Annotated in this window: 21 protein-coding genes and 1 riboswitch; of the genes, 7 read left to right on the forward strand and 14 right to left on the reverse strand. The window is 66.2% G+C overall.

All coding sequences use genetic code 11. The features are described 5' to 3' along the window. The first annotated feature begins 93 nt into the window (after positions 1 to 93). The 6 genes from nadA (at position 94) to GUY30_RS13095 (ending at position 6,026) form a co-directional block, all read left to right on the forward strand. A complete protein-coding gene (gene nadA, locus GUY30_RS13070; protein WP_167198355.1) occupies positions 94 to 1,377 on the forward strand; it encodes a quinolinate synthase NadA in 1,284 nt (427 codons plus the stop codon). Continuing rightward, on the forward strand, positions 1,377 to 3,062 hold the full coding sequence (gene nadB, locus GUY30_RS13075; protein WP_167198358.1) for an L-aspartate oxidase: 1,686 nt from the start codon (positions 1,377 to 1,379) through the stop codon (positions 3,060 to 3,062). Before nadA ends, nadB begins: the two co-directional genes overlap by 1 nt. Beyond that, the gene (nadC, locus tag GUY30_RS13080) at positions 3,056 to 3,907 is read left to right on the forward strand and encodes a carboxylating nicotinate-nucleotide diphosphorylase (RefSeq protein ID WP_167198361.1); all 852 of its coding nucleotides are present in this window, start codon (positions 3,056 to 3,058) and stop codon (positions 3,905 to 3,907) included. The genes nadB and nadC overlap by 7 nt, the downstream gene beginning before the upstream one ends. 1 nt (position 3,908) lies before the next feature. Next, positions 3,909 to 5,126, forward strand: coding sequence for a cysteine desulfurase family protein (locus GUY30_RS13085; RefSeq protein ID WP_167198364.1), 1,218 nt, complete (start codon positions 3,909 to 3,911; stop codon positions 5,124 to 5,126). 128 nt (positions 5,127 to 5,254) lie between these two features. Then, on the forward strand, positions 5,255 to 5,470 hold the full coding sequence (locus GUY30_RS13090) for a hypothetical protein (protein ID WP_167198367.1): 216 nt from the start codon (positions 5,255 to 5,257) through the stop codon (positions 5,468 to 5,470). 31 nt (positions 5,471 to 5,501) lie between these two features. Then, the gene (locus tag GUY30_RS13095; protein ID WP_167198370.1) at positions 5,502 to 6,026 is read left to right on the forward strand and encodes a DUF1648 domain-containing protein; all 525 of its coding nucleotides are present in this window, start codon (positions 5,502 to 5,504) and stop codon (positions 6,024 to 6,026) included. A gap of 6 nt (positions 6,027 to 6,032) precedes the next feature. On the opposite strand, the gene GUY30_RS13100 is transcribed toward GUY30_RS13095, so the two are convergent. From GUY30_RS13100 to GUY30_RS13165, 14 genes are all read right to left on the reverse strand, one after another. Continuing rightward, entirely contained in the window at positions 6,033 to 6,773 is a 741-nt protein-coding gene (locus tag GUY30_RS13100) for a TenA family protein (protein WP_167198373.1), read from the reverse strand. A 101-nt stretch (positions 6,774 to 6,874) separates the two neighbouring features. After that, the gene (thiD, locus tag GUY30_RS13105) at positions 6,875 to 7,744 is read right to left on the reverse strand and encodes a bifunctional hydroxymethylpyrimidine kinase/phosphomethylpyrimidine kinase (protein WP_167198377.1); all 870 of its coding nucleotides are present in this window, start codon (positions 7,742 to 7,744) and stop codon (positions 6,875 to 6,877) included. After that, entirely contained in the window at positions 7,741 to 8,490 is a 750-nt protein-coding gene (thiE, locus tag GUY30_RS13110) for a thiamine phosphate synthase (protein ID WP_167198380.1), read from the reverse strand. The genes thiD and thiE overlap by 4 nt, the downstream gene beginning before the upstream one ends. Continuing rightward, positions 8,487 to 9,401 carry a hydroxyethylthiazole kinase gene (locus GUY30_RS13115; protein ID WP_167198384.1) on the reverse strand — a complete coding sequence of 305 codons (915 nt, stop codon included), beginning with the start codon at positions 9,399 to 9,401 and terminating at the stop codon, positions 8,487 to 8,489. Before GUY30_RS13115 ends, thiE begins: the two co-directional genes overlap by 4 nt. After that, positions 9,389 to 9,522: riboswitch (TPP riboswitch) on the reverse strand. Its footprint overlaps the gene before it by 13 nt. Positions 9,523 to 9,674: 152 nt before the next feature. After that, positions 9,675 to 10,886 (reverse strand): sugar ABC transporter permease, encoded by a 1,212-nt coding sequence (locus GUY30_RS13120; RefSeq protein WP_167198387.1) that lies wholly within the window; start codon positions 10,884 to 10,886, stop codon positions 9,675 to 9,677. Next, positions 10,883 to 11,707, reverse strand: coding sequence for an ATP-binding cassette domain-containing protein (locus GUY30_RS13125; protein ID WP_167198390.1), 825 nt, complete (start codon positions 11,705 to 11,707; stop codon positions 10,883 to 10,885). Before GUY30_RS13125 ends, GUY30_RS13120 begins: the two co-directional genes overlap by 4 nt. 98 nt (positions 11,708 to 11,805) lie before the next feature. After that, complete coding sequence (locus GUY30_RS13130) at positions 11,806 to 12,900, reverse strand: substrate-binding domain-containing protein (protein ID WP_167198393.1); 1,095 nt, start codon at positions 12,898 to 12,900, stop codon at positions 11,806 to 11,808. Positions 12,901 to 12,992: 92 nt separating this feature from the next. After that, positions 12,993 to 14,090 (reverse strand): LacI family DNA-binding transcriptional regulator, encoded by a 1,098-nt coding sequence (locus GUY30_RS13135; RefSeq protein ID WP_167198396.1) that lies wholly within the window; start codon positions 14,088 to 14,090, stop codon positions 12,993 to 12,995. Between the two features lie 161 nt (positions 14,091 to 14,251). Further along, positions 14,252 to 16,864 carry a GNAT family N-acetyltransferase gene (locus tag GUY30_RS13140; protein WP_167198399.1) on the reverse strand — a complete coding sequence of 871 codons (2,613 nt, stop codon included), beginning with the start codon at positions 16,862 to 16,864 and terminating at the stop codon, positions 14,252 to 14,254. Continuing rightward, positions 16,861 to 18,366, reverse strand: a complete 1,506-nt coding sequence (locus GUY30_RS13145; protein WP_167198402.1) for a lysine N(6)-hydroxylase/L-ornithine N(5)-oxygenase family protein — start codon at positions 18,364 to 18,366, stop codon at positions 16,861 to 16,863. The genes GUY30_RS13140 and GUY30_RS13145 overlap by 4 nt, the downstream gene beginning before the upstream one ends. After that, complete coding sequence (locus GUY30_RS13150; RefSeq protein ID WP_323127757.1) at positions 18,363 to 20,093, reverse strand: pyridoxal phosphate-dependent decarboxylase family protein; 1,731 nt, start codon at positions 20,091 to 20,093, stop codon at positions 18,363 to 18,365. Before GUY30_RS13150 ends, GUY30_RS13145 begins: the two co-directional genes overlap by 4 nt. Positions 20,094 to 20,575: 482 nt before the next feature. Beyond that, positions 20,576 to 22,102 carry an IMP dehydrogenase gene (gene guaB / locus GUY30_RS13155; RefSeq protein WP_167198405.1) on the reverse strand — a complete coding sequence of 509 codons (1,527 nt, stop codon included), beginning with the start codon at positions 22,100 to 22,102 and terminating at the stop codon, positions 20,576 to 20,578. Positions 22,103 to 22,280: 178 nt separating this feature from the next. Further along, on the reverse strand, positions 22,281 to 22,943 hold the full coding sequence (locus tag GUY30_RS13160) for a GntR family transcriptional regulator (protein WP_062862180.1): 663 nt from the start codon (positions 22,941 to 22,943) through the stop codon (positions 22,281 to 22,283). Between the two features lie 9 nt (positions 22,944 to 22,952). Continuing rightward, complete coding sequence (locus GUY30_RS13165; RefSeq protein WP_167198408.1) at positions 22,953 to 24,017, reverse strand: pseudouridine synthase; 1,065 nt, start codon at positions 24,015 to 24,017, stop codon at positions 22,953 to 22,955. A gap of 155 nt (positions 24,018 to 24,172) precedes the next feature. On the opposite strand from GUY30_RS13165, the gene GUY30_RS13170 reads away from it, so the two are divergent. Next, entirely contained in the window at positions 24,173 to 24,625 is a 453-nt protein-coding gene (locus tag GUY30_RS13170; RefSeq protein WP_167198411.1) for a hypothetical protein, read from the forward strand. Positions 24,626 to 24,948 lie beyond the last annotated feature (323 nt).

The raw sequence follows: 24,948 nt of genomic DNA on the forward strand, positions 1-24,948 counted from the left end.
GCGCAAACAAATAAACGCACAAGTGCGCAAAACATTTCGGGCGGTTTCATCTCGTGCGAGGCGCGGGTCCCGCCCACCGAGCGAAGGACGATGATGACCACGACAGCTTCGATCGAACTCACCCTCAAGGACATCTCTGCCTCGGGCGCGAACGACGATATGTGCTCGACGGAGCTGCTCGATGCACCGTGGGACGTCGACGAACGCCCCGGTTACGGTCCCGGTTCCTCGATGGCCGACCCGATCCCGGTCGCCGCTCCACGTCAGGGCGACATTCCCGACGACTACAAGCAGGCATCGCCTGAAGAGCTCGACGCCCGCATCCGCGCCGCGAAGGCCACCCTCGGCGATCGCGTCGTCATGCTCGGCCACCACTACCAGCGGGTCGAGGTCGTCGAACATGCCGATTACATCGGCGACTCGTTCATGCTCGCCCAGGCCGCCCAGAACCATCCGGAGGCCGAGGCCATCGTCTTCTGCGGCGTCCACTTCATGGCCGAGACCGCCGACCTGCTGTCGAAACCGGAACAGTCGGTCATCCTGCCCAACCTCGCCGCCGGCTGTTCGATGGCCGATATGGCCAGCATCGATCAGGTCGAGGACTGCTGGGAGCAGCTTGCCGAGATCTTCGGCACCGAACCCGATGTCGACGGTCGCGTCCCGGTCATCCCCGTCACGTACATGAATTCCTCGGCAGCGATCAAGGGCTTCTGCGGCCGCAACGGCGGCATCGTGTGCACCTCCTCGAACGCCGAGGTGGTCCTGGAGTGGGCCTTCGAACGCGGGCAGCGGGTCCTGTTCTTCCCCGACCAGCACCTCGGCCGCAACACGGCGGTGAACATGGGAATCAGCCTCGACGAGATGCCGCTGTGGAATTCCGCCCGACCGCTGGGCAACAACGACGAGCAGACGCTGCGTGAGGCCCGCGTCATCCTGTGGCAGGGCTTCTGCTCCGTGCACAAGCGCTTCACCCCCGCCCAGATCGACAAGGCCCGCACCACGCACCCGGACGTGCGCGTCATCGTCCACCCCGAATGCCCGCGTGAGACCGTCGAAGCCGCAGATGAGGCCGGGTCGACCGCGTACATCACGAAGGCCATCGCCGAGGCGACCGAGCCGACCACGTTCGCCATCGGAACCGAGATCAACCTCGTCCAGCGGCTGGCCGCCGAACATCCGCAGCACGAGATCTTCTGCCTCGATCCCGTCATCTGCCCGTGCTCGACGATGTATCGCATCCACCCCGGTTACATCGCCTGGGTCCTCGAATCCCTCATCGACGGCCATGTCGTCAACCAGATCTCCGTCGACGCCGAGGTGGCCGAACCTGCGCGTGTGTCCCTGGAGCGGATGCTCGCCGCGAAGCCGCGGATCTGATGAGCCGCGTCATCGTCGCAGGCTCCGGGATCGCGGGGCTGACCACGGCACTGCGCCTGTCCGGACGCCACACGGTCACACTCGTGACAAAGGATCGTCTCGGCGAGTCGAACACCAAATGGGCACAGGGCGGCATCGCCGGTGTCATCGGCCCCGACGACACGGTCGCCTCCCATGTCTCCGATACGCTCACGGCAGGTGCCGGACACTGCGACCAGGAGGCCGTGCGCATTCTGTGCGAGGCCGGTGGTGACGCGATCATCTCCCTCGCCGAGGCAGGGGTGGACTTCGACACCGACCTGACCGGAGCCTGGGCCCGCGGAATGGAAGGCGCGCATTCATATCCGCGCATCTTCCATTCCGGAGGCGATGCTACCGGTCGGGCGATCGGCACCGCACTGGCGGAGAAGCTGCGCGCCGAGGCGGCCGCAGGTCGCGTCACCCTGCTCGAGGACACCATGCTCGTCGATATCCTCACCACCGACGAGGAGCATCGACCCGTTCGAGCCACGGGAATCACCGTGCTCCGCGGCGGTCGGGTCAAGAGCCTCACCGCCGATGCTGTCGTGCTGGCCACCGGCGGGGCCGGGCAGCTCTTCGCGCATACGACGAACCCGGCCGCGGCGACCGGTGACGGTTTGGCCGCGGCCATCCGTGCCGGTGCCGAGGTCGCCGATCTCGAGTTCTTCCAGTTCCATCCCACCGCCCTTTCTGGTCCCGGTTTCCTCATCTCTGAGGCCGTTCGCGGAGCCGGCGCTCTTCTCCTCGACGAGCAGGGCCACCGATTCATGTGCGAGCTCGACGATCGTGCCGAACTCGCCTCCCGGGACGTCGTCGCTCTCGCTCTGCATCGCCGCCAGGCGGCTCAGGACGGACGCCCGTGTTTCCTCGATGCCCGGGCCATCCCGGATGTGACGGCGAAGTTCCCGAGCATCACCACTGGTCTGGCCGCTCATGGTCTCGACCTGTCCCGAGATCTCATTCCCGTCACCCCAGCCGCCCACTACTTCATGGGCGGGGTGGCCACGGATCGCGACGGTCGCACGAGCATCGCGGGGCTCTTCGCCATCGGCGAGGTCGCGTGCACCGGAGTGCACGGCGCCAACCGGCTGGCCTCGAATTCGCTGCTCGAGGGCGCGGTCTTCGCCTCCCGCGCCGCCGCGGCGATCGACGCACTGCCGGCCGACACATCCGCTGCCGGCCTCTCCGCACACCGTGCAGACCTCGCCGTCGAGGATTCGAATCCAGTGAGTCATGACCTCCCACTCCCCCAGTTCGGTTCATTCCACCAGACGGCACTGACACGAACCGAGCTGCAGGCTCTGACCTGGGCTCATCTGGGTGTGGAGCGCACGGCCGAGGGCCTGCGGACTCTGCTCGACCGCCTCGACGACGGTGCCCACAAACACGCCGCCCACGACGACGGCTCCACCGGCGACCTCACCAATGACGAGGAATTCAACGCCGACCATTCCGTACCCGGCATCAAGCCACTCGAGACCGCGAATCTCGCTCTCATCGCCGAACACATGGCTCGGCATGCGTTGGCCCGGGAGCACAGCCTCGGCGCGCATACCCGCACCGACACCGCCGCCGACGACCGCACCGACACCCGCGCCGACGTTCGCACCGCCACCGCGCCCACTTCGCCCACCGCTCTGCTTCAGGAGGCCACCGCATGCTGACAGCTGCGACCATCGATTCCGCACTGCGCACCGCCCTCGACGAAGACGCTCCCTGGGGCGATATCACCGGCGAGGTCTTCATCCCTGCCACCGCCTCGGCGAGTGCCGATCTGCGTGCCCGCGAAGACGGTGTGCTCGCCGGGATCGAGGTCTTCGCCCGCGCCTTCACCCTCGTCGACCCGAACGTCACGGTCGAGCTCGCCGCCGCCGATGGTGACTCTTTCACCGCGGGTCAGGTGCTTGCCACGGTCACCGGTCCCGCCCGGGCGGTGTTACAGGCCGAGCGGATCGCGTTGAACTTCTGCCAGCGGATGAGCGGAATCGCCACTCAGACTCACGCCTTTGTCGAGGCCGCCGCGGGGCGGGCACGCATCGTCGACACCCGCAAGACGACTCCTGGCCTGCGGGCGTTCGAGAAGCATGCCGTGGTCTGCGGCGGCGGGCACAACCATCGCTTCGGCCTCTCCGATGCGGTCATGGCCAAGGACAATCACCTCGCCGTGCTCACCGGTGAGGGGCTCAGCGTCGCCGAGGCGATCCGCACCGCCCGTGCCCGTCTGCCGCATACGACGATGTTCGAGGTCGAGGTCGACCGGCTCGAACAGGTGACCGCCGTGCTCGACGGCGGCGCCGATATCATCATGCTCGACAACTTCACCCCTGCTCAGCTGCGCGAAGGCGTCGAGCTCATCGACGGCCGCGCCGTCGTCGAGGCCAGCGGAAATGTCACGCTGGAGACGATCCCGGAGATCGCCGCCACCGGCGTCGACGTCATCTCATCGGGGGCGCTGACCCACAGTGTCCGGGCAATCGACCTCGGACTCGACCTCTCCCTCGAGGCCTGAGATGACCGGGCGCCTCTACCTCGACACCGCGGCTGCGGCCCCCGTGCGCAGGGAGGCCCTCGAAGCCGCTTGGCCGTATCTGGCCGGGGCGTTCGGCAACCCGTCGAGCCACCACGAATTCGGGCGCGGGCCCGCCGAAGCCCTCACCGATGCCCGTGCTCGCGTGGCGAAGGTGCTGGGAATGAGGGCCACGGACATCACGTTCACCAGCGGCGGCACCGAGGCGGACAACCTCGCAATCATCGGCATGGCCCTCGGCGCTCGGACTCAGGGTCGGGCTCAGTCCCAGGGTCAGGCTGGGACCGCGGTGCCGCCTCGGCGACATATCGTCACTTCCCCCATCGAACACGAAGCCGTACTCGCCTCGGTGGAGTTCCTGGCCCGCGTCCACGGATTCACCGTCACCGAGGTGGCCCCGGCCTCCGATGGGACAGTGACCCCCGAAGCCCTCACAGCAGCGATCCGCCCGGACACCGTACTCGTGACCTTGGGTTATGCGAACAATGAGATCGGCACCGTGGCCGACATTCCGGCCTTGGCCGGCATCGCCCACGAGGCCGGAGCACTCTTCCACACGGATGCGGTGCAGGCGGCCGGATGGCTGACGCTGACCGGGTTGGGCGTCGATGCGCTCAGCTTGGCCGGGCACAAGGTCGGAGCGCCGAAGGGCATCGGTGTGGCCGCGATCCGCGCCCGCGTCCCAGTCGAACCGCTCATCCACGGCGGCGGTCAGGAGTCGGGACGACGCTCGGGCACGGAGAATGTGGCCCTGGCCGTCGCGTTCGCCACGGCCCTCGAACTCGCCGAGGCGGAGCGGCATGAGGCCGCCGATCGTGTCCGGGCCGTCCGCGATGAGTTCATCGCCACGGTCCTCAGCGCTGTGCCCGGGGCGTTCCTGACTGGCGCGGCGGGAACGGCCGGCCTTGACGGCCGGACGACTCGGACTCCGAATCATGCGTCGTTCTGCTTCTCGAACACCTCCGGTGAGGCGGTGCTGCTCGAGCTCGAACGCCTCGGGGTGACGGCTTCGAGCGGTTCGGCCTGCGCGGTCGGTTCCGACGAACCCTCGCACGTGCTCACGGCCTTAGGGATCGCTGCCGAGGTCGCGCAGACGAGCGTGCGCTTCACGTTCCCGTCCTCGATCACCCTCGAGCAGGGACGGGCGGCCGCACAGGCCGTCATCAACGCTGCCGAGAGCCTCGCTTCGTCCTTTGCGTGAACGGCGTCTCACGCCCGGGTTGATTTTGATCACCTTTGCGCCCACCAGGTGGGATAGCCCTATCTTTCTCAGTATTTTGGGGCGAGACTGAAAGAGAAGCATTCGCAACAGGGTGTGAGGGGGCCGCCATGGATCTGCTGATTCTGTTCATGATCGCAGTGATGTTCGCAACGATCGTCTTCTTCGTGGGACGATTCGCCTGCCCGAAGCATGACCGAGTGCCCCTCATCGAGGTCGATCACGTCCTCCTGTGGACCACCCTGCGCCGTGGCTGGCATGCGCTCGGATCGTTCGGTCCGCTCACACATTACCCGGATGGTCGTTCGGGAGCGTCTCGCGCCTGAGGCTGCTGACGGCTGTTGTTAGAGTGACAACATGCCTTCCCCTGCACAGCCGCATCGGAACCCACCGAGCGAGAGAGCCGCGCTCGTCTTCGCGATTGCCTCGATTCTCGTCTTCCTCGGGTTCTCCGTCTGGTTCTGGGTGCAGACGCCCGAGAACGTAGCCACTCACTTCGACTCCGGCGGACAGCCCGATGACTGGACGTCGAAGGCTGGTCTACTCTGGATCTTCGTGCCTTTGGGAGTCGGACTGCCCGCTCTCCTGTCGATTCGGCCGCTCTACGAGAAGTTGCCGGCCTCGCTCATCAATGCCCCGCACAAGGAGTATTGGCTCGAGCGCGGCGAGAAGACCTACCTCGTCGACTGCCTCATGGAGCTGCTGCGCATCACCGCGGGGCTCACCGCACTGCTCGTCGCGGCCATCCTCGTCATCATCGCAGAGGGGGCGCGTTCGGCGACGATGTCGGAGTGGCTGACCTTCGTCCCGACGGTCATCTTCCTCATCGCCACGGGGCTCGCCGTTTGGCGTTTCTACCGCAAGCTCACCCCGCCGAGGTGACCGCGCTCAGACAGTGACTTCCTGGGGCAGGAACACGGAGACGTCCCAGTTCTGCATGGCGTGTGCCGAGGCCCAGAAGTGGAGTTCGAAGACGCAGGCCTGCTCGAAGGCGGCGCGCATGCGGGCGGCTTCCTCGCTCGGGGCCTTCGCGAGCTCCTGTTCGAGGATCTGCACGGCGTGGCGGGTCGATTCGTCGAAGTCGGGAGAGTCGTAGGTCTGCACCCAGGTGCGGTAGGGGTGGTCGTCGGCCATCTGCCCGGCCCGGTCGACAAGCACCTTGCCCATATGGGCGTACACCCAGAAGCAGGGCAGCACTGAGGCCACGCCTTCGCCGTAGGATCGGCTGGCGGCGTTGGCGACGAGGAAGGACACGTAGCCCAGCGTCGTCGGGGAGGCCTTGAATCGGGAGCCTTCCGCGGTGAGCTCCTCCAGCGCCGAGGCGAGTCGGGCGTCGGCGAGCAGCTCTGCGTGCATCTCCTCTTCGACGGTGATCGCCTCGGCGGCAGATCCGGCCCAGAATCGGGATTCGTCACGGTCGACGGTCTTCGCGGCCAGGAACGACATGGCCTTGGCATATCCGTTCAGGTAGAGGCTGTCCTGCGAGATGTAATTGACGAAGGCCTTCGGATCGAGGCTGCCGTCGGCGAGCTGGGCGAGGAACGGCAGCTCTTCGATCTGCTTGACGATGGGGCCGACGCGGTCCCACAGCTGGGTGGTCAGTGGGCCGGCGGTAAAGGTGACGGTCATGGGAACTCCTTTGTGCTGGTGTGACGTGGTGATTCGTATGACGTGGTGGTTCGAGTGAGTTGGCGGTTCCGGTGAGGTGGTGGTCAGGCGGGATGGATACCTCAGGCGGGTCGACCGCGGACGATGTCGACCTGGTGGTCGATCGGTCCGTGGGCGCCCTCCGGATTCAGGCTCAGCTGCCAGTCCGCAGCCGAGGTGAGAGCGCGAGCAAGGTAATCGAGGGCGTTTCCGACGGCCTCGCCGAGGATGCCCGACCCGATCTCTGTGTGTTCGCGGCCGAGGACGGCCGCCTCGGCGGTGATCGCGGCTGACAGGGTGCACCCGGTTCCGTGCGTGTTCATCGTCGTCACGCGGGGGTGGGTGAACTCGCGGACCTGGCCATCGGCGGTGGCGAGGATGTCGATGACTTCGTCATGGCTGCCGTGTCCGCCCTTGAGCAGGACCGCTCCGGGCCCGCGTTCGAGCAGGCGCCGGGCCTGGTCACGCATGGCTTCAGTCGTCTGCGCTTCAGGTTCGTCGTCGGAGATCAGCAGGGCCGCCTCGGGGAGGTTGGGGGTGATGAGGTCGGCGACGGGCAGCAGGTGGGTGCGCACGGCGTCGACGGCATCGGTCTCGAGGAGGCGGTGGCCGGAGGTCGCGATCATCACAGGGTCGACGGTATAGAAGCCGAGCCGGCCTTCGGCGGCGCGGGCGACGACGAGTTCGACGAGGTCACGGCTGCCGAGCATTCCCGATTTCGTCGCATCGACGGGCAGGTCGCCGAGCACGGACTCGAACTGATCGGCGACGAAATCGACGTCGATCGGATAGACCCGGGACACACCGTGCGTGTTCTGCGCGACGAGAGCAGTGATGACGGTCGTGCCCATGGTCTTCCGCGCGGTGAAGGTCTTGAGGTCGGCATGGATTCCGGCGCCGCCGGAGGGATCGGTGCCGGCGATGGACAGGGTGATCGGCGGGCGGGTCGTCACTGTGCACTCCCGGTGAAAGCGGCGAGCAGCTCCTCGGCCGCAGTCTTCGGATCGTCAGCCATGCAGATCGCCGAGACCACGCAGATCCCGATCAGCCCACGTCCCTTCAGGTCAGGGGCACGATTGGCGTTGATGCCGCCGATCGCGACCGCGGGGATGCCGGCTTCTGCCACCAGTTCGCCGAGGCGGTCCGGTCCGATTCCGTCGGGGGCGTCTGCTTTCGTGGAAGTGTCAAAGACCGGCCCGATGCCGACGAGGTCGACGACTCCGGAGTCGCGGGCGGCGGCGAATTCGTCGCTGTTCGCGGCCGAGAGACCGATGAGCGGTTCCGCACCCAGGGCGGCGCGCACCTCGGCGACGGTGGTGTCAGTTTGGCCGACGTGGATGTGCACGTTCTCGCCTTCGTCGTTGAGGCGGCGGGCCACCTCGACGCGGTCGTTGAGGACGACGGGGACCGTGCGGTCGGTGTCGCGGGTGGCGGCTTCGACGGCGGCGATGACTTGGCGGGTGAGCGAGTAGAAGTCACCGTCGTCGATGTCTTTGTCGCGGACCTGGACGATGCCCACTCCCCCGGCGACGGCGGCCTGCACGGTCTCGGCGACGCTGCGACCGGCGGCCTCGCATTGCGCCGAGTCGGTGACGAGGTAGAGGCGCGTGTCGATTCCGGCGAAGCGGTCGGTCGCGGCGGCATCGTTCACGGTTGCGCCGTGCGGATCGTCGGTGATGTGGGCGGATCCGGCGGTCATGCCTGGACGCCTTCGCCGACGGTAAGCGTGTCGAGGCCGATTCTCGCCTGCGCGAGTCGGTCACCGTCGACGGTGTGGAGCGCGTCGAGGAAGTTCGCCGAGTAGCTGCCCGGACCCTTCGCACCATCGGCGGCGAGTTCCCCGGCGACCGCGAAGTGGGCGTGGGCGGCGACGACGGCTTCGAACTTCGCCGAGGCGGCCCCACCGTTCGCGGACTGCTCGGGGGCGCTGATTGCTGAGACGTCGGCGTCGGGGTCGGCCAGTCCGGCACGGGCGGCGGCCAGGTATGCGACGGTGACGGCGCCGAGTGAGCAGCCGGTGCCGATGACCAGCGGCATGAATTCGTGTCCGCCGGAGATCCGGGCGACGTGATCGGTGCCGTCGATGTGGGCGACGACGGCGTCGGTGGGTCCGGAGACCGCGACGATCGCGCCGGTCTTTCGCGACAGTTGAGCCGCGGCGGGAAGGACGGCATCGACTTCATCGGTGGATTCGACTCCACGACCACCGAGTCCGACTCCGGCGAGTGCTGCGATCTCGGAGGCGTTGCCGCGGATGGCAGTCGGGTGATCGGCGGCGGCCCGGCGGATGCGGGAGGTGCGGAAGTCGACGGCGCCGACGCTCACGGGGTCGAGGACCCAGGGCTTGCTGGCGGCGTTCGCGACGTCGATGGCTGCGTCGGCGGCGAGCAGCTGATGGTTCGAGGCGGTTCCGAAGTTGACGAGGATTCCGCTGGCGATTCCGGCGAACTGTCCGGCGTCGGCTTCGTGGTCGAGCATCGCCGGGGAGGCGCCGATGGCCAGGAGCACGTTCGCGCTGAACTGCTGCACCACGGTGTTCGTGATGCACTGGATGAGTGGATTGCTTGCGCGCAGTTGCGCATTGGCAGAACGCAGGTCGAAGTCAACCATGACGATCCCTTCGCTAGTATGGCCCAGATCAGGTTCGATGGGTGTTCTCTCAGCCTCGGTGTCCTCCGTGCGCAGCGTCTTGGTGCGAACGGATCCTCATGAGGCACCCCATGTCATTGGCTCCGACTGTATCAGCCCGGTCGGACACGGGGCGACTCCATACTCTGCTTGGATGCTCAGCACCGACCGCTCGACTTAACGTCGCTGTATCAAGCTATGCATTGCGCGCTCGATGCTAAGGCGAGCGGTCGGCAGAGGAAGCTTCACGCCCCACTACCCCCGCCCGACGTACCTCTGTCCGCGGCGGCTCAGCGCATCGATGACGACGGCGGTGAGCAGGACGAGTGCGGTGATGATCTGCTGCGCATCGGAGTTGAAGCCGATGAGATAGAGACCGTTGTTGATCGCACCGACGACCAGGGCACCGAGCACAGCGGCCCAAGCAGTACCGCGACCGCCGAACAACGAGGTGCCGCCGATGACCGCCGCGGCGATCGCATTGAGCAGATCCTGCGTGCTCACCAGCGTCGATCCCGCGTTCGTCGTCACACCGGTCTTGATGAACCCGAACAGCGCGGCCAACACACCTGCGGCCATGAACACGCTGATGCGCACCCAGGTCACGCGGATACCGGCTCGCCGGGCGGCCTCGACCTTGCCGCCGACGGCGTAGATCGAACGACCGTAGCGGGTCTTGCGCAGCACGAGGTCGATGACGATCGCGATGACGATCATCAGGAAGAACGGCATCGCCAGACCGAAGTCCTGGTTGACGAGGATGAGGAAGCCGAACACGATCGCGGCCAGCAGCACGATGCGCACGATCACCGACGTCCAGCTCGGGGCGCTGAGGCCTTCGCGGTGGCGACGCATCTTCGAATAGATGATGCCGCCGCCGAAGCCGATGATCGCAATCGCTCCGAAGATATAGGCCCAGATCGCCGGGAAGTAGAAGCTCGCGAAGTCGAAGGCGAAGGTGTCCGACATCGACAGGTTCTTCTGTGTGCCCAGGGTCGTCAGCGTCAGACCGGTGAATGCGAGCAGACCAGCCAAGGTGACGACGAACGCCGGGATGCCGACGACGGCGAAGAACCAGCCTTGGATCGCGCCGACGACCAGACCGAGCAGCAGCATGATGATCAGCGCCATTGCCGGGGGCACACCCTGCCTGACGACGAGGACACCGAGCAGGGAGGCTGCCAGACCGCCCAACTGCGCCAGAGACAGGTCGATCTCGCCGAGGAGCAGGATGAGGTTGATGCCCAGAGCAAGGATCGCGAGGAACGCCACCTGGGTGGAGAGATTGACGAGGTTGGCCGGCGAGATGAAGTTGGAATCGGCCGACTGGAAGACGATGACGATGACGATGAGGGCGAAGATGACGGGGAACGAACCCAGCTGCCCCTCTTTGACCCGTCGAATGAATGTTCCGACGATACCTTCGGACGAGATCCGCTCATCGGTGATGAAGGAGTTGCGGGTCATCGGCGCTCACCCCTCCGTGCGGCGCGTTTGGTCACGACATTGTCGCTGGCTCCGGTGATCGCGGCGACCAGCACGTCCGTGCGTTCGTCTCCGGGGAAGTCACCGGCGTCCTTGCCCAGGCGCAACACGTGCACCCGGTCGCACACGGCCTGCACATCGGCCATATTGTGGCTGACGAGCAGCACGCCGAGGTCGCGTTCCTTGAGCCGTTCGATGAGATTGAGCACCTCGGCCGTCTGGGCGACACCGAGGGCCGCCGTCGGCTCGTCGAGCATGACCAGCGAAGGATCGCCGAGGAGGGACCGGGCGATGGCGACCGTCTGACGTTGTCCGCCGGACAGTGCCGCGATCGGTACGCGCACGCTCGGGATCTTCGCCGACAGGCTGCGCAGCAGCTCCCAGGATTTGGCTTCCATGGCCACCTCGTCGAGGACTCCCCCACGGGTCTTCTCGTGCCCGAGGAACAGGTTGGCCACGACGTCGAGGTTCTCACACAGAGACAGGTCCTGGAACACGGTGGCCACTCCGGCCCTCTGCGCGTCCTTCGGGGAGGAGAATTTCTGCGATGTCCCATTCATGATGAGTTCGCCCTCATCGGCGGCGTGGACTCCGGCGATGACCTTGATGAGTGTCGATTTGCCGGCGCCGTTGTCGCCGACGAGGCCGACGACTTCGCCGCGACCGACGCTGAGATGGATGTCGGTCAGCGCTTGGACGGCGCCGAACCGTTTGTTGATTCCGCGCAGTTCGAGCACCGGCTCGCTGTCGCTGCCCGGCGTCCGCGTCGCCGCAGCTGCCGGTTCGGGTGTCTCTGGTGTCATCTGTTCCTACTTGTCGCAGTCGTTGACCCCGGCGGCCGGCGACCGGTGATGGTCGCCGGCTCGAGGTCGGTCACGTCAGATCATGAACGCTCACGCGCTCACTTCACGCCGGCATCGGCGCAGAGCTTCTCCACCTTCCCGGTGCAGATGTCCTCGGCCTTGATCTGATCACCGACGATGTCCTTGATGGTGTCGGTGGTGACGACCTTGGCTTCGACGAAGTCCGTGGGGGTGTCCTTGTAGGTCGTTCCTGCACCGACTTCCTCGCCCGCGGCCAGAGCCACGGCGGCCTTGGCTGCGAACTCGGCCTGCGGCGGAATCGACTTGTAGATCGTGGCGTACTGGTCACCTTTGAGGATGTTCTGCAGACCGTCCACCTCGGCGTCCTGACCGGTCACGACGGGATCGACCTTGGCCTTCTTCGTCGCGGCGATGACACCGCCGGCGGTGCCGTCGTTGGCCGCGTAGATCGCGATCGGCTTCTCACCCTTGCCCTGCAGCTGACCCTCGACCCACTGGCGTGCGTCGTCGGGGTTCCAGTCGAGGGTGTCGTGGCTGGCGGCGATGTCGACGCCCGCGCCTTTGAGGGTCTCTTCCGCACCGGCCTTGAAGTCCGCGGCGTTCGGGTCCTTCGGGTCGCCGTTCACCATCCAGACCGGTCCCGACTTCGGGTCGACTCCAGCTTCCTTGAGCCCGTCGAGGACGGCCTGGCCCTGCAGGTTGCCGATCTTCTTGTTGTCGAACGAGGTGTAGTAGGCCGCACCTTCGAAGAAGCGGTCGTAGGAGATGACCGGGATCTTCTTCGCTTCGGCCTTCGACAGCGCAGAGGAGACGGCGGAAGCGTCGACGGGGTCGAGGACGATGGCGTCGACACCCTCGGTCACGGCGGCCTCGACCTGTTGCTGCTGCTGAGTCGCGTCCTGATTGGCGTTGCGGTATTCGACCTTCGCGTCTGGGTTGGCCTCTTTGACGTACTTCTCGAAGTTCGGCTTGTCGAGCGACTCGTACCGGGTGGTCTTCGACTCGGGCAGCAGCAGTGCGATCGTGACATCTCCGTCACCGCCGGATCCGCTGTCTGCCTCGTCGTTTCCCTGGCCTTTCTGGTTGCCGCAGCCGCTGAGTGCAAGAGCACCGATCGCGACCGAGGCACCGAGGAGCGCCAGCTTCTTGTGGGACTTAAGGTTGTGCCTCATTGTGAACCTTTCAATCTTTCTGACAACGTTGTCAGGCTGTTGAATATGATTCGCCGAACGTCGCCTGCTGTCAACTGTTTCGTCAAAAGTTTTCAGCGGGTGTCGGGAGGCTCCTCACCGCTGCCGCGAACGATGACACAGAGCGCGTTGTCGAATTCCGGCACACCGTCATCGACGCGTTCGCGCCCGGTCGTCTCTGACGGATGCGGATTCCCACCCTCGCCGAGGCGGCCCTCTCCTCCCCCGGAATCGGTGGGTTCCGCGCCGGACCGGAGTCGTCGGACCGCCTCGGCGGCGAGGGATTCGACGTTGCGATCGACGACGGTGACGTCGAGGAGTTCGGCAGTGGGGAAATCGTCGATGCCGACCAAGGCCGGCCATTCGCCGAGGCGGCGGCAGGCGTCGATGGCACCTTGGGTCACGGTCGCGGACAGGGTGATGAGTGCGCTGGGGGCGCTGCGCGAGCCCAGCCAGGCGGCGACGACGTTCTTCGCGCTGGCTTCGTCGTGGGCGTCTTCGCGCATATAGGCGCGCCAGCCGACGCCGGTGCGACCGGCGATGGCGTCTTGGATTCCCTGCAGCCGGCGGGTGGTGATGAGGCTGGGCGAATGGTCGCCGATGACGCCGAGCGCCATATGTCCGTGCGCGAGCAGCTGTTCGGCCGCAAGGCGTCCCGCTTCACGGTCGTCACCTGCGACGACGCTGATACCTGGGCCGGTGACCGCGGGGTCGAGGGTGACGATTCGGATGCCCGGCGCCGAGGCGGCGCGTGCGTAGGTCTCGGCCGCCTCGGGGTGGGCGCGGATGACGATGATCCCGGTCAGGTCGTTGGCGAGGCATTCGTCGAGGAAGGCTTCCTCACGGTCCGGGTCGTCACCGACCACGGTCACCACCGGGCGCAGGTCGAGGGCGGCGAGTTCGGCTTCCACGGCGGCAAAGGCGCGGGCTTGGAAAGCGTCCCCGGCGTCGGAGAGGACGACGCCGATATAGGGTGAGCGGCCTCCGGCACGCAAGCGTCGGGCCGTGGGGTTGAGTCGGAATCCGAGTTCCTCGGCGGCGGTTTCGACCTTCTCCGCGGTTGAGGCGGCGACGTGCTTTTCGCCGTTGAGGACGCGGGAGGCCGTTTTTATGCTCACACCGGCGCGTTCGGCGACCGTGGCCAGGGTCGGCCGATCGTTTCGCTTCGCCATGTGCGCACCTTTGAGTCTGTGGACCGGTTCGTGACTCTGCGCATCGACGCGCAGGCAACCGTTGGAATGATACTAACCGGTGGGCATGAGGGATGAACGTACTCGCCGAGGCGGGACATCCTTCCGGAGTCCCGCCTCGGCGAGGTTGTTGTCGGTTCGGCTCAGCTGGCCACGGGGTTGGGCATGGTGCCCGCGTAGAGCAGCGATTCGGCTTGGTTGCCGATGTCGACCATCTGCTTCGTGTTCTTCAGCTGCAGTCGGTTGAGGCACGAATGGGCGAAGTGATCGGCGCGCAGATCGACGTCACCGCTGACCCCGCGTGCGAACTCCGGGTGCTCTGCCTCGTAGCCGTCGAGGGTCTCGGCGACGATCGTCCAGAATCTATCGGCCGGCAGCAGTCCATCGGCGTCGAGGATGCCGGACAGGTGCCGCAGGACCCCGTCGAACATGTCGGTGAACACTGACAGGGCCTTCTCCTCCCCCGACACCACGGCGCGGATGCGTTCGACATCGGCAGGCAGTTCGCGGTGGCCGAGCACGGCGACCTCCTCACCGATGTCCTTCATGAATGCCCCGGTGACCACATGCTCGTCGAGGACGAGGATGAGGTTCTCCCCGTGCGGCATGAACACGAGATCGTGCGCCAGCAGCGCATGCACGAGTGGTTTCAGGTAGGCCCGCAGGTAGCTGCGTGCCCATGCCCCGGCACTCAATCCCGATGCGCTGATGAGCTCGCCGGCCAGCGACACCCCTTGGTGATCCCGGTGCAGCAGGGCTGCCATGGTGATGAGCTTCTGACCTGGTTCGATCTGCTCGACAGGGTTCTCCCGCCACAGGGCGGCGAGCATCTTCCGGTGTGGGTTCGTCTCCTTCGTCTGGTGGTAGACGTCCCCCGTGTAGCCGAGCGCGGCACGCTCCCGCAGCACTCGGAAGCCAGCCGCGGCGAAGGTGTCGTCGGAGGCGATGAGGTTCGCGACCCAGTCGTTGATGGCCGGGGTATCGCGCATGTACTTCGGCGACAGTCCACGCAGGAATCCCATGTTCTGCACGGCGAGCGCGACCTTCACATACGGAGCCCCGGTCCGCGAACGGTTGAAGAACGTCCGCAGGGACTGCTGCGCCTGGTGCTTATCGAGTCCCTCCCCGAGCGGCAGCAGATCACCGCGGGCGATGTCCGCGGCGAAGGTGATCGCCAGGCGGTGGTCGGCCTGCCAGGGGTGGATCGGCATGAGATGGAAGTCCGCCGGGTCCTGTCCCGCCGCCCGGATCCGGGAGCCGAAGAGGTCCCGTTCGGCTTCGCTGAGCGCCTCACCGAGGTGGCACTGCTCGTCGAGTCCAACGCCCAAGGAGAGATGGCTGAGATCGCGCCTCACCGCCACCCATTCGAGGCGGTTCAGTTGTCCGTTTTCCGGTGCCCACGTGCGGAAGTCGCTGAGGCCGAAGCCGATGCGGCCGTTGTTCGCGAGGAACCCCGGGTGGCCCTCGGTCATGGCAGCCTCGGTGGTCTGGAAATCCGCTTCGACGAGTGCACGTGCATCGGGTCTGCGCCCGGCTCGAGCGTCCTCGAGTTTGAACGCGGCTCCGGCCAGGGTCGAGGCGAGCTCCTCAAGGTAGGTGGAGATGAGGTCTTCGGGGATGGAGAGTTCGTCTTGGAGTTCGACGACGAGTTCCTGCGCGTCGAGCGGCACCTCGGATCCGTCGCACCACCGGGTGATGCTGGCTTCGTCGATGACCCAGTGTTCGAGCGGCAGCACGCGCGCGGTGAACGTGTACCGGCTGGCCCCGTCGACGCTCAGTTCCCACGTTTGATCTTCACCATTCGCCGAGGCGGCTCCCCCGTCCGCATGTGCGTTGCCATTCGCGGCGGCTCCCCCGCCCGCACCGACGCTCACCGGATGGATGAGTCGTTCGTGGGCGAATTCGGACAGGGCTTTGGCGACGAGGTGGCGTTGCACGACGGAGAACGCATCGAAGTTGAGATGGGCGTATGGCGCCGGCGGCGTTGCTGCTCTCCGGCTCATTCGTGATTCCGTCAGCTTCTGGTCGCCAGCCGATTCCTCGGTCTCAGCGACGAGAGTCGGTCGCGCGTGATCCGAGTTGATGGGCGTCGGTCCCAGGCCTCCGGCGCCGACGAACGGGGCCAGTGCGCTGGACTCGAAATCCGCGCGGGTGCATACGCTCACGAGCGCGCGTTTCGCGATCTCGCCCATCATGATGGTCGCCTCCGTGATGGGGGTGAAGCCGGCGGCTCGGTTCTTCTCGATGATCGCGTCGTTTCGTGCATCGGGTTCGACGACGACACGTTCGGCACCGCGTCCTCCCTGGCCACCGGGTTTGAGGCAGAAGTCGATGACCGCCGCCATGATCCGGTCGGTAAGTCCGTGCACGGCAGGTCCTGCCGGTGGTGCGACGAGCAGGTGCATCCCGATGTCGCTAGGTCCGGTGGCCAGGACGTTCTGCGGGATGAGGCTGTCAGGAGTGTAGGTCTCGACGTAGAAGCAGTCATCTCCGTCGACGGATCCGACCCAACCGGCGTCGTCCGCTGAGTCGCGAATGCCTTCCAAGTAGGCCCGGACCTCGTTCTCGTTTAGGTCGGTCATCATCCAGTAGTGTGCGCGTGGGTGGGTCAGCCACTCGTGGATCCGGGCGGTGTTCCGGTCGACGTCGAGCGGACGGATGGTCACCGTCGCCGAGGCGGCCGTGAGCTTTACGTCCGCGTTCGGCGTCGTGCCCTTGACGGGAGCAGTCGGTTCGGTGATGAGTTCGGTGGTCATGCGTGTGACATCTCCTTGGAGTCGTCGAGTGCGAAGGTGGCGGAGTCGACCTCGGAATCAGCGTCGGTCGAGCCGGCCCGGGTATTTCCATTGGTCGAGTTCGCGGCTGCCAGAGTGGAGGCATAGGATTCGTCGGCCGGCACTCCGAAGGTCTGGAAGGCGATGGTCCGTTCGATCGGATACGGTTCTCGACCGGTCACCGCGGCGAGCACCACCGAGGCCCGCCAGGGACCGAAGCCCAGGTCAGGGGCGGTGACGCCGTGAGTGTGCTCTTCGCCGTTGAGGACGTGGATGGTGCCCTCGTCGTTGATCGTGTAGTGGCGGCTGACGTCGAGACGGCCGCGAGAGTCCAGACGGATATCGTCGCCGAGGGGGCTGAGGAAGTCCGGCACCTGTGACTTGTATCCGGTGGCTGCGACGACCGATCCGGACCGCCTGGTGAAGGTCTTGCCCAGTGCGGTGTTGCGGAATCCGAGCAGGTATTCGCCGCTGATCGGGTCAATGTCGGCGCTCTCGAGTTCGGCTTCGGAGACGAGGTTCGTCAGCAGCTGCCGCCCGCCGCGGCTGAGTCGGTAGAGAGTGTCGTGGATGTCGTCGACGAGGTCGGCGGAGATGCCCTTGTACAGCGTGCGCTGTTCCCGGCCGACGCGTTCGCGCAGCTCATCGGGCAGCGCCCGGAAGTGGTCGGTGTACTCCGGGGAGGTCATCTCAAGGGTGAGCTTCGTGTACTCCATCGGGAAGAACCGCGGCGAGCGGGTCGCCCAGTCCAGGCGGACGCCTCGGTCTTCGGCGTCGTCGATGAGGTCACGGTAGATCTCGGCGGCGGACTGGCCGCTGCCGACGATCGTGATCGCCCCGGAATCGAGCAGCGCCTCGCGGTTCTCGAGATAGTCGGCGGTGTGGATGAGCGGGCCGGCAGCGGGCGATTCGGCGACACCGTCCGGTCCGGCGGCGGGCGAGTCGGCGCCAGCGTCACGCCTAAGTCCCTGCAGCGCAGGCGGCAGCACTGGCTGCGTTCCCACCCCGAGGACGAGATGCCGAGCGCGGTAGGCCTCGGTCGTCAGGATCGAACCGCAGCCATCGACCACCTCGGCGAGGGCGGTGTACACACCGTCGTCCCTGGTCACGGACACGACGCGACGATTCCATCGCAGCGTATCCAACTGGGCGGCGACCCACCGGCAATATTCGTCGAATTCGGCGCGAAGGGGGTAGAACGATTCGCGGATGTAGAACGGGTAGAGGCGGCGGCGTTCCTTGAGGAAGTTGAGGAACGAGTACGGCGAAGTGGGGTCGGCCATGGTGACGAGGTCGGCGAGAAACGGCACCTGGATGGTCGAGCCTTCGATCATCATGCCCGGATGCCAGCGGAATTCAGGGCGCTGGTCGAGGAAGATCGCGTCGACGTCGTCGAGCGGTTCCGACAGTGCGGCCAGGCCGAGGCCGAAGGGACCGATGCCGACGCCGAGGATGTCGTGGATGGGCGTGGACTCTGCGCTCATGCTGCGCCTCCTTCGGTTGCGGCGCCGTCGACGTCTGCGGCGCCCTCGAGATCTCGACCGGCGAGGATGCCGTGCCCGGTGGCACGGACGAGGTCGAGCACGGCGGTGACGTCATCGAGGCGGGTGTCGGGGTTGAGCAGGGTGAGTTTGAGCCATGGCCGGTCATCGATGACGGTGCGGGCGATGGCGGCGCGGCCGGAGCGGAAGAGGACGCGGCGGATGAGCGGCACGAGTTCGTCGCAGGTGACCTGGTCCGCGGTCGCCGGGGTGAATCGGAAGAGCACCGTGGACAGGTCCGAGGCACCGAGCACTGTGAAGTCAGCCTGATCCTCGAGCAGCGCCCGGACGTCGGCCGCGAGGTCGCAGACCGTGTCGAGCATCGACCCGATCTCGCTTGCACCTCGGGCGCGCAGCGTCGTCCAGAGCTTGAGCGCGTCGAAGCGGCGGGTGGTCTGCAGGGACTTGTCGACCTGGTTCGGTTCGGCGTCGGCAACCTGTGCTTCGGCTTCGGGGTTGAGGTAGTCATGGTGGTGGATCGTCGGCGCGAACAGGCTCGCGTCCCTGATCAGCAGGGCCGAGGAGGACACCGGCTGGAAGAACGTCTTGTGGAAGTCGATGGTCACCGAGGTGGCCTTGGAGATCCCGTCGAGCATGTGGGCTCGTTGTGGGGCCCAGAGCAGCCCGCCGCCGTATGCGGCGTCGACGTGCAGCCAGACGTTCGCCGAGGCGCAGACCTCGGCGATGGTCTCGAGCGGGTCGATGACACCGAGGTCGGTGGTTCCGGCGGTGGCGACGACGGCCATGGGGATCTGGTCGTTCGCCTCGATGGCGAGCAGGCTCGCGTTGAGGGCCTCGGCGTCCATCCGGCCGGACCGGTCGGTCGGGGCGGTCACGACCGCCTCGGCGTCGAGGCCGAGGAGGAAGGCCGCACGGGACACGGAGAAGTGAGCCTGATCGGTCGCGAGGATCCGCAGCCGGGACAGCTGGTCACGGCGTGTGGGCTCGCCCAGGTCGGGGCCGCCTCGGCGAGGTTCTGCGTCAACGGACCCGCCACGTTCGGATTCGTCGGCGTGATCGGCCAGTCCGGCAAGCACGTTTTCGCGGGCGAGGAACAGTGCCTGGAGATTCGACTGGGTGCCTCCGGAGGTGAAGATTCCGTCGCCGCCGGCGAAGCCGAGGTGGCCGCAGGTCCAGTCGATGAGGCGGCGTTCCATGAGGGTGGCGACCTGGGATTGGTCGTAGGTGTCGACCGAAGTGTTGATGGCCGCGAGCATCGCTTCGGCGGCGACGGCGGGCACGGCGACGGGGCAGTTGAGGTGGGCGACGTAGCTGGGGTGGTGGAACCACACGGCGTTGTCGGCGTAGAGGGCGTCGACTTCGCGCAGGGCTTCGGCGTTGCCGACTCCGGCGGTGTCGAGGTCGACAGCATCGACGGCAGCCTGCAGTCCGGAGCGGTCCTTCGCCGAGGCGGCGCGCTCAGTGGTGCGGAATCGTTCGCCGAGTGCGTCGACGACGTTGTGCATGAGCGATGTGTATTCGTCTGCGCTGTGGGCGCCGAGGAGCGCATCGGTACCGGGCGGGTTCCGGACCTCGGCAAGGGTGGGGTTGACGACCTCCGGCGCCGCGATCGGGGCGCTGGACTCGGAGTTCGCGTGGGGGATTTCGGGGGTCTGAAGGGGTGCTGAGGTGGGTGTCGCTTCGGTGTCGTAGAGCAGAGAAGTCGTCACTGTGAGGTTTCCTCCTTCGATGATGCGCACCGCGAAGCGCGGCTCGCATTAGGGAAACCTACCCTAACTTTCTCTGTTTCCGAAGAGCCATCGGCCAGGTTCACCGACTACGGAAGTAGACCTCTCATCGGGGGCGATGCCGCCTCTTCCCAGCACTCATAAGGCAAGGAGCCCATTCGCACTACGGGTGCATCGGCCGGAAAACGAGCGCGTGGTCTTCGTCACAACAGGGTGTGTCATCCAGCATCGTGAGACAGCACGGACCCCGGTAACCGCGAATTGTTGGGTCGATCCACGGTGGTTTCAGCCCGCAGACCACCGTGGATCGACCCAACAATCTGCTCGGGCGCCGCAGAGTCACAGCCGCCCGTTGAAAGGCCAGGAATTCGCCCCGCGCCCTCGGCATCCACATAAGCAAGAAGCCGCAACCTCCGCGCAAACGCGGAAGCTGCGGCTTCTCACTGACCAGAGAACCTCCTACGTCACTTCACGACGTAGTTCGGGGCCTCGACGGTCATCTGGATATCGTGTGGGTGGCTTTCCTTCAGCCCTGCCGTGGTCAGGCGGACGAACTTGCCCTTGGCCTTGAGCTCGCCGACGGTGCGTGCGCCGACGTAGAACATCGTCTGGCGCAGGCCTCCGGTGAGCTGGTGGGCGACCTGCTTGAGGTGACCGCGGTAAGCGACTCGGCCTTCGATGCCCTCGGGGATGAGGTCGGTGTCGGTGGCGATATCGGCCTGGAAATAGCGGTCCTTCGAATACGACTTGCCCTTGCGCGGCGCCATCGCACCCAGTGAGCCCATTCCGCGGTAGGCCTTGTACTGCTTGCCGTTGACGAAGATGAGTTCGCCCGGCGACTCGTTGCATCCGGCCAGCAGGGAGCCGAGCATGACGGTGTCGGCACCGGCGACCAGGGCCTTGCCGATGTCACCGGAGTACTGGAGTCCGCCATCAGCGATGACCGGCACCCCGGCGGCGCGAGCGGCCTGAGCGGCGAGGTGGACAGCGGTGACCTGCGGGACGCCGACACCGGCGACGACACGGGTGGTGCAGATCGATCCGGGTCCCACGCCGACCTTGACGGCGTCGACTCCGGCCTCGACGAGCGCCTGCGCGCCTTCCTTCGTGGCGACGTTTCCGCCGATGATCTGCACGGCGGAGAACGCCGGGTCGGACTTGATCGTCTTGATCATGTCGGTGACTCCGCGGGCGTGGCCGTTGGCGGTGTCGACGACGAGGACGTCGGCGCCCGCCTCGGCGAGCATTCCTGCGCGCTCATAGGCGTCGCCGTAGAACCCGACGGCGGCGCCGACGCGCAGGCGGCCTTCGTCGTCCTTGGTGGCCAGCGGGTATTCCTCGGTCTTGACGAAGTCCTTGACGGTGATGAGGCCCTGGATGACGTTGTTGTCGTCGACCAGGGGCAGCTTCTCGACCTTGTGTTCGGCGAGCAGCTCGAAGGCCTTCTCGGCAGCCACGCCGACAGGCGCGGTGACCAGCGGCATCTTCGTCATCGTCTCGGCGACGGTGCGTGTGGGAAATTCGCTGCGGGTGACGAAGCGCAGGTCGCGGTTGGTCACGATGCCGACGAGCACATTGTTCTCATCGACGACGGGCAGTCCGGAGATGCGGTACTTGCCGCAGATCTCGTCGAGCTCTTCGAGCGTCTTGTCGGCAGTGATCGTCAGCGGGTCGTTGATCATGCCAGATTCGGAACGCTTGACGTAGTCGACCTGCTTCGCCTGATCCTCGGCGGAGAGGTTGCGGTGGATGATGCCGAGGCCGCCGATGCGGGCCATGGCGATCGCCATCCGGGATTCGGTCACGGTGTCCATCGCTGCGGAGACGAGCGGGATGTTGAGCTCGATCTCCTTGGTCAGCCGGGAGGCGGTGGAGGCTTCGGAGGGGATGACATCGGTGTCGCCTGGCAGGAGGAGGACATCGTCATACGTGAGTCCCGTCAGCGAGAACGGATCGTTTGCGGCCTGTGATTCCTGCTCAGGGTTTCCCATGAAGACAGCCTTTCGACGCGAAGATACGGTGGCTCAATGCTATCGGAGCCAGAGTCTCGACCGCTATGGGTTCAAGCACCGGGCACTGTGAGACTGGCTACACAGGAAATGCTGTGGGAATCGCACTAGAGCAGGGCGTTGAGTCGCGTGAGCGGCAAAGTGTCCGAACGCCGACCCCCTAGCGCCCCTCCCCCACGGACCGCGCGAGGTCGAGCGTCGAGGCTTCGGAATCGTCGAGGTGAATGCGCAGCAGTCCCTCGGCCCCCTGCCGATCCCCGGATTTCATCTTCTCGAGGATGTCCCGGTGCGGATTCGCCCAGTGCGAGTGGTATTTGCCGGGTTCGGGCGAGCGCGAGAACGTCGTCGACAGCCGGGCCATGAGGTTGAGGTAGAACTCATCGAGCAGCGGTGAGCCCAGCAGCCCGACGATCGCCCGGTGGAACGACGCCGAGTGCTCCTGGGCATCCGCCCAGGTTTCGTTCTTCGGTGCGGTCTCGGCCCGGACCACGGAGGCTTCGACGGCGGCCATCGCCTCGTCGGTGGCGTCCTGCGATTCCTGGACGGCGCGGATTTCGAAGACCCGGCGGGCGCGGTAGAGGTCCTTGAGTTCGTCGATGCCGAAGGTGGAGACGAAGAAGCCCCGGTTGGGTTCCTGAGTGAGCAGCCCGGCGTGGCGCAGCAGGCTCAGCGATTCGCGGGCGGTGTTGCGCGAAACGTTGAACTCCTTGGCCAAGGCACCATCGCGGACCGGGCTTCCTGCCGGGTACTCACCGTCGGTGATGCGGGTGCGGACAAGGTCGACGATGGCCTCTGATGTGCATCCGGGGGCGTGTGGACTCATAACACCAGGCTACCGGGTTTCGCCTGGATCGGAGCTGACCGCAGCAGGATCGAGGCCGAGTCCGCTCTCGAACCGTCGGCTCACTCCGGTCAGCGGATCGTCGAATGCGATCTCCGCGGCCAACAGCTGCAGCGGCGACGTGAAGTCGTAGGGGTCTGGCGCGAGGTCGACCGGATAGACCGGATCACCGAGGATGGGCAGCCCGAGCGCGTTCATGTGCACCCGCAGCTGGTGGGTCTTACCGGTGACCGGCTCGAGCTCGTACTCGGCAACCCCTCGCCGAGGCGGCGCTCCTCTCTCGCCTTCCCACCTGTCTCGCTGTTCGTGGTCGGATCCCTCACGCTGAGGCGGCCACGCGGCACCCGAGACACTGGTCCTGGTGGTAATGGTCCGCACCAGGCGGATCCGGCTGGTCGCGTTCGACTCCCCCGCGACTTCGAGGACTTGGCGTCCTCCGACGGGCTTCACCAGGCGTGATTCACGGACGAGCGGGAACTCCATGTCTGCAGGTGGTGCCGGGGCCAGGGCGCGGTACGTTTTGTGGACCCTGCGGTCTTGGAACAGGCGCTGGTAGCGGCCGCGTGTCTCGGGCCGTTTCGACAGGACAAGCAGTCCGGCGGTGATCCGGTCGAGGCGATGGATGGCGACGAGGTCGGGCTGGTCGAGGTCGACGCGCAGACGGGTGACGACGCATTCGCGGACGAAGCGTCCGTTCGGGGTGCTGGCCAGGAAGTGGGGTTTGTCGACGACGAGCAGGTCCTCATCCTCGAACACGATGCCGACTTCGAAGGGGATTCGTTCTTCGGGCGGGACAGGACGGTGGAAGAAGTAGAACCCGCCGGGGATGACCTGATCGTCCCAGGTCACCGGGTGCCCCGCCTCGTCGCGGAGGTCCCCATCGGTCAGCAGCGCCCGTCGGGATTCGGGGGCCGCCTCGGGGAATTCGGATTCGAGCCATTCCCCGATCGAGTCGGGAACGGGCAGGTGATTCTTGGCGTGAGTGGCCTTGCCACCGGGGGCGCGCAGCGCGGTCGCCGAGATTCCCTCTCGAGGCGGAAGCGGACTGCGGGGCATGGGCCCAGTCTATGCGGTGCCGCCTTCGTCGCGGTCGCGAATGCACTGGCGCGGAACCGCACGAAGTCTGCCGGATACCGCAGATCGGCAGCGGTTTCCGCAAAACTCCGAGACGCCTTCGGAATCCCGGCGGATGAGGACCTATGGTGGGACACATGGACCGCATCGAACTTACGCAGGATGTGCTCTGCGAGAAGGTCGTCACGCCGATTGTTCTCGGCATGTTCGCCAACTACGAGTGGGACAGCATCGCGATGCTTCGCGATACCGACGATGAGCGTCGGCTGATCGCGCGGATCGTCGTCGCCGGGGAGGCCATTGAAGTCCTCCTCGATTTCCCCGGAAATGATGAGAGCCTCTATGACATGCAGGAGCGGCTGGTCGAGGAGTTCCGGGCGTTCATCGAAACGTCCGAATTCGGCGCGCGCCGCACTCCGGAGTGGGAATCCGACTCACTCGCCCTCGAGCAGAAACCCGCTGTCGTCGCCCGCACTCCCCGACCGGACTTCGACGGCCCGCCGGACTGCGTACAGCGACACCTGCGCAACCGCGGCCGGGTCATGCGCGTCGACCGCCGCCGCTGCGTCTCCACCCACCGCCGCAGCTGAGGCTCCCGGCCCCTCGCGACTGACGCCCACCGCGGCTCAAGCCCACCGCGGCTGAAGCCCGCTGCGGCGCCGCTCACTCACCCCACGCGCCCTAGCCGTGGGCCGGCAGACATTGGTACTGGTTGCTCTGAAATGCTCACTTTCCTCTCTGTGTACTTCAGACAAACCCATACCGAAACCTGGAACGAGCGAGCTGCGGCCAACGCGCGTCGCCACAGGGCCTCCTGCTCAAGCCCACGCCCGCGCGACAGTTCTACACAGTTTCAGTTGAGCAGCCCATGTTTGAAACAGGGCTATTCAGCTCAAACTGGGCCGTTCACCTC

It is taken from the genome of Brevibacterium pigmentatum (genome assembly GCF_011617465.1).
Classification (GTDB): domain Bacteria; phylum Actinomycetota; class Actinomycetes; order Actinomycetales; family Brevibacteriaceae; genus Brevibacterium; species Brevibacterium pigmentatum.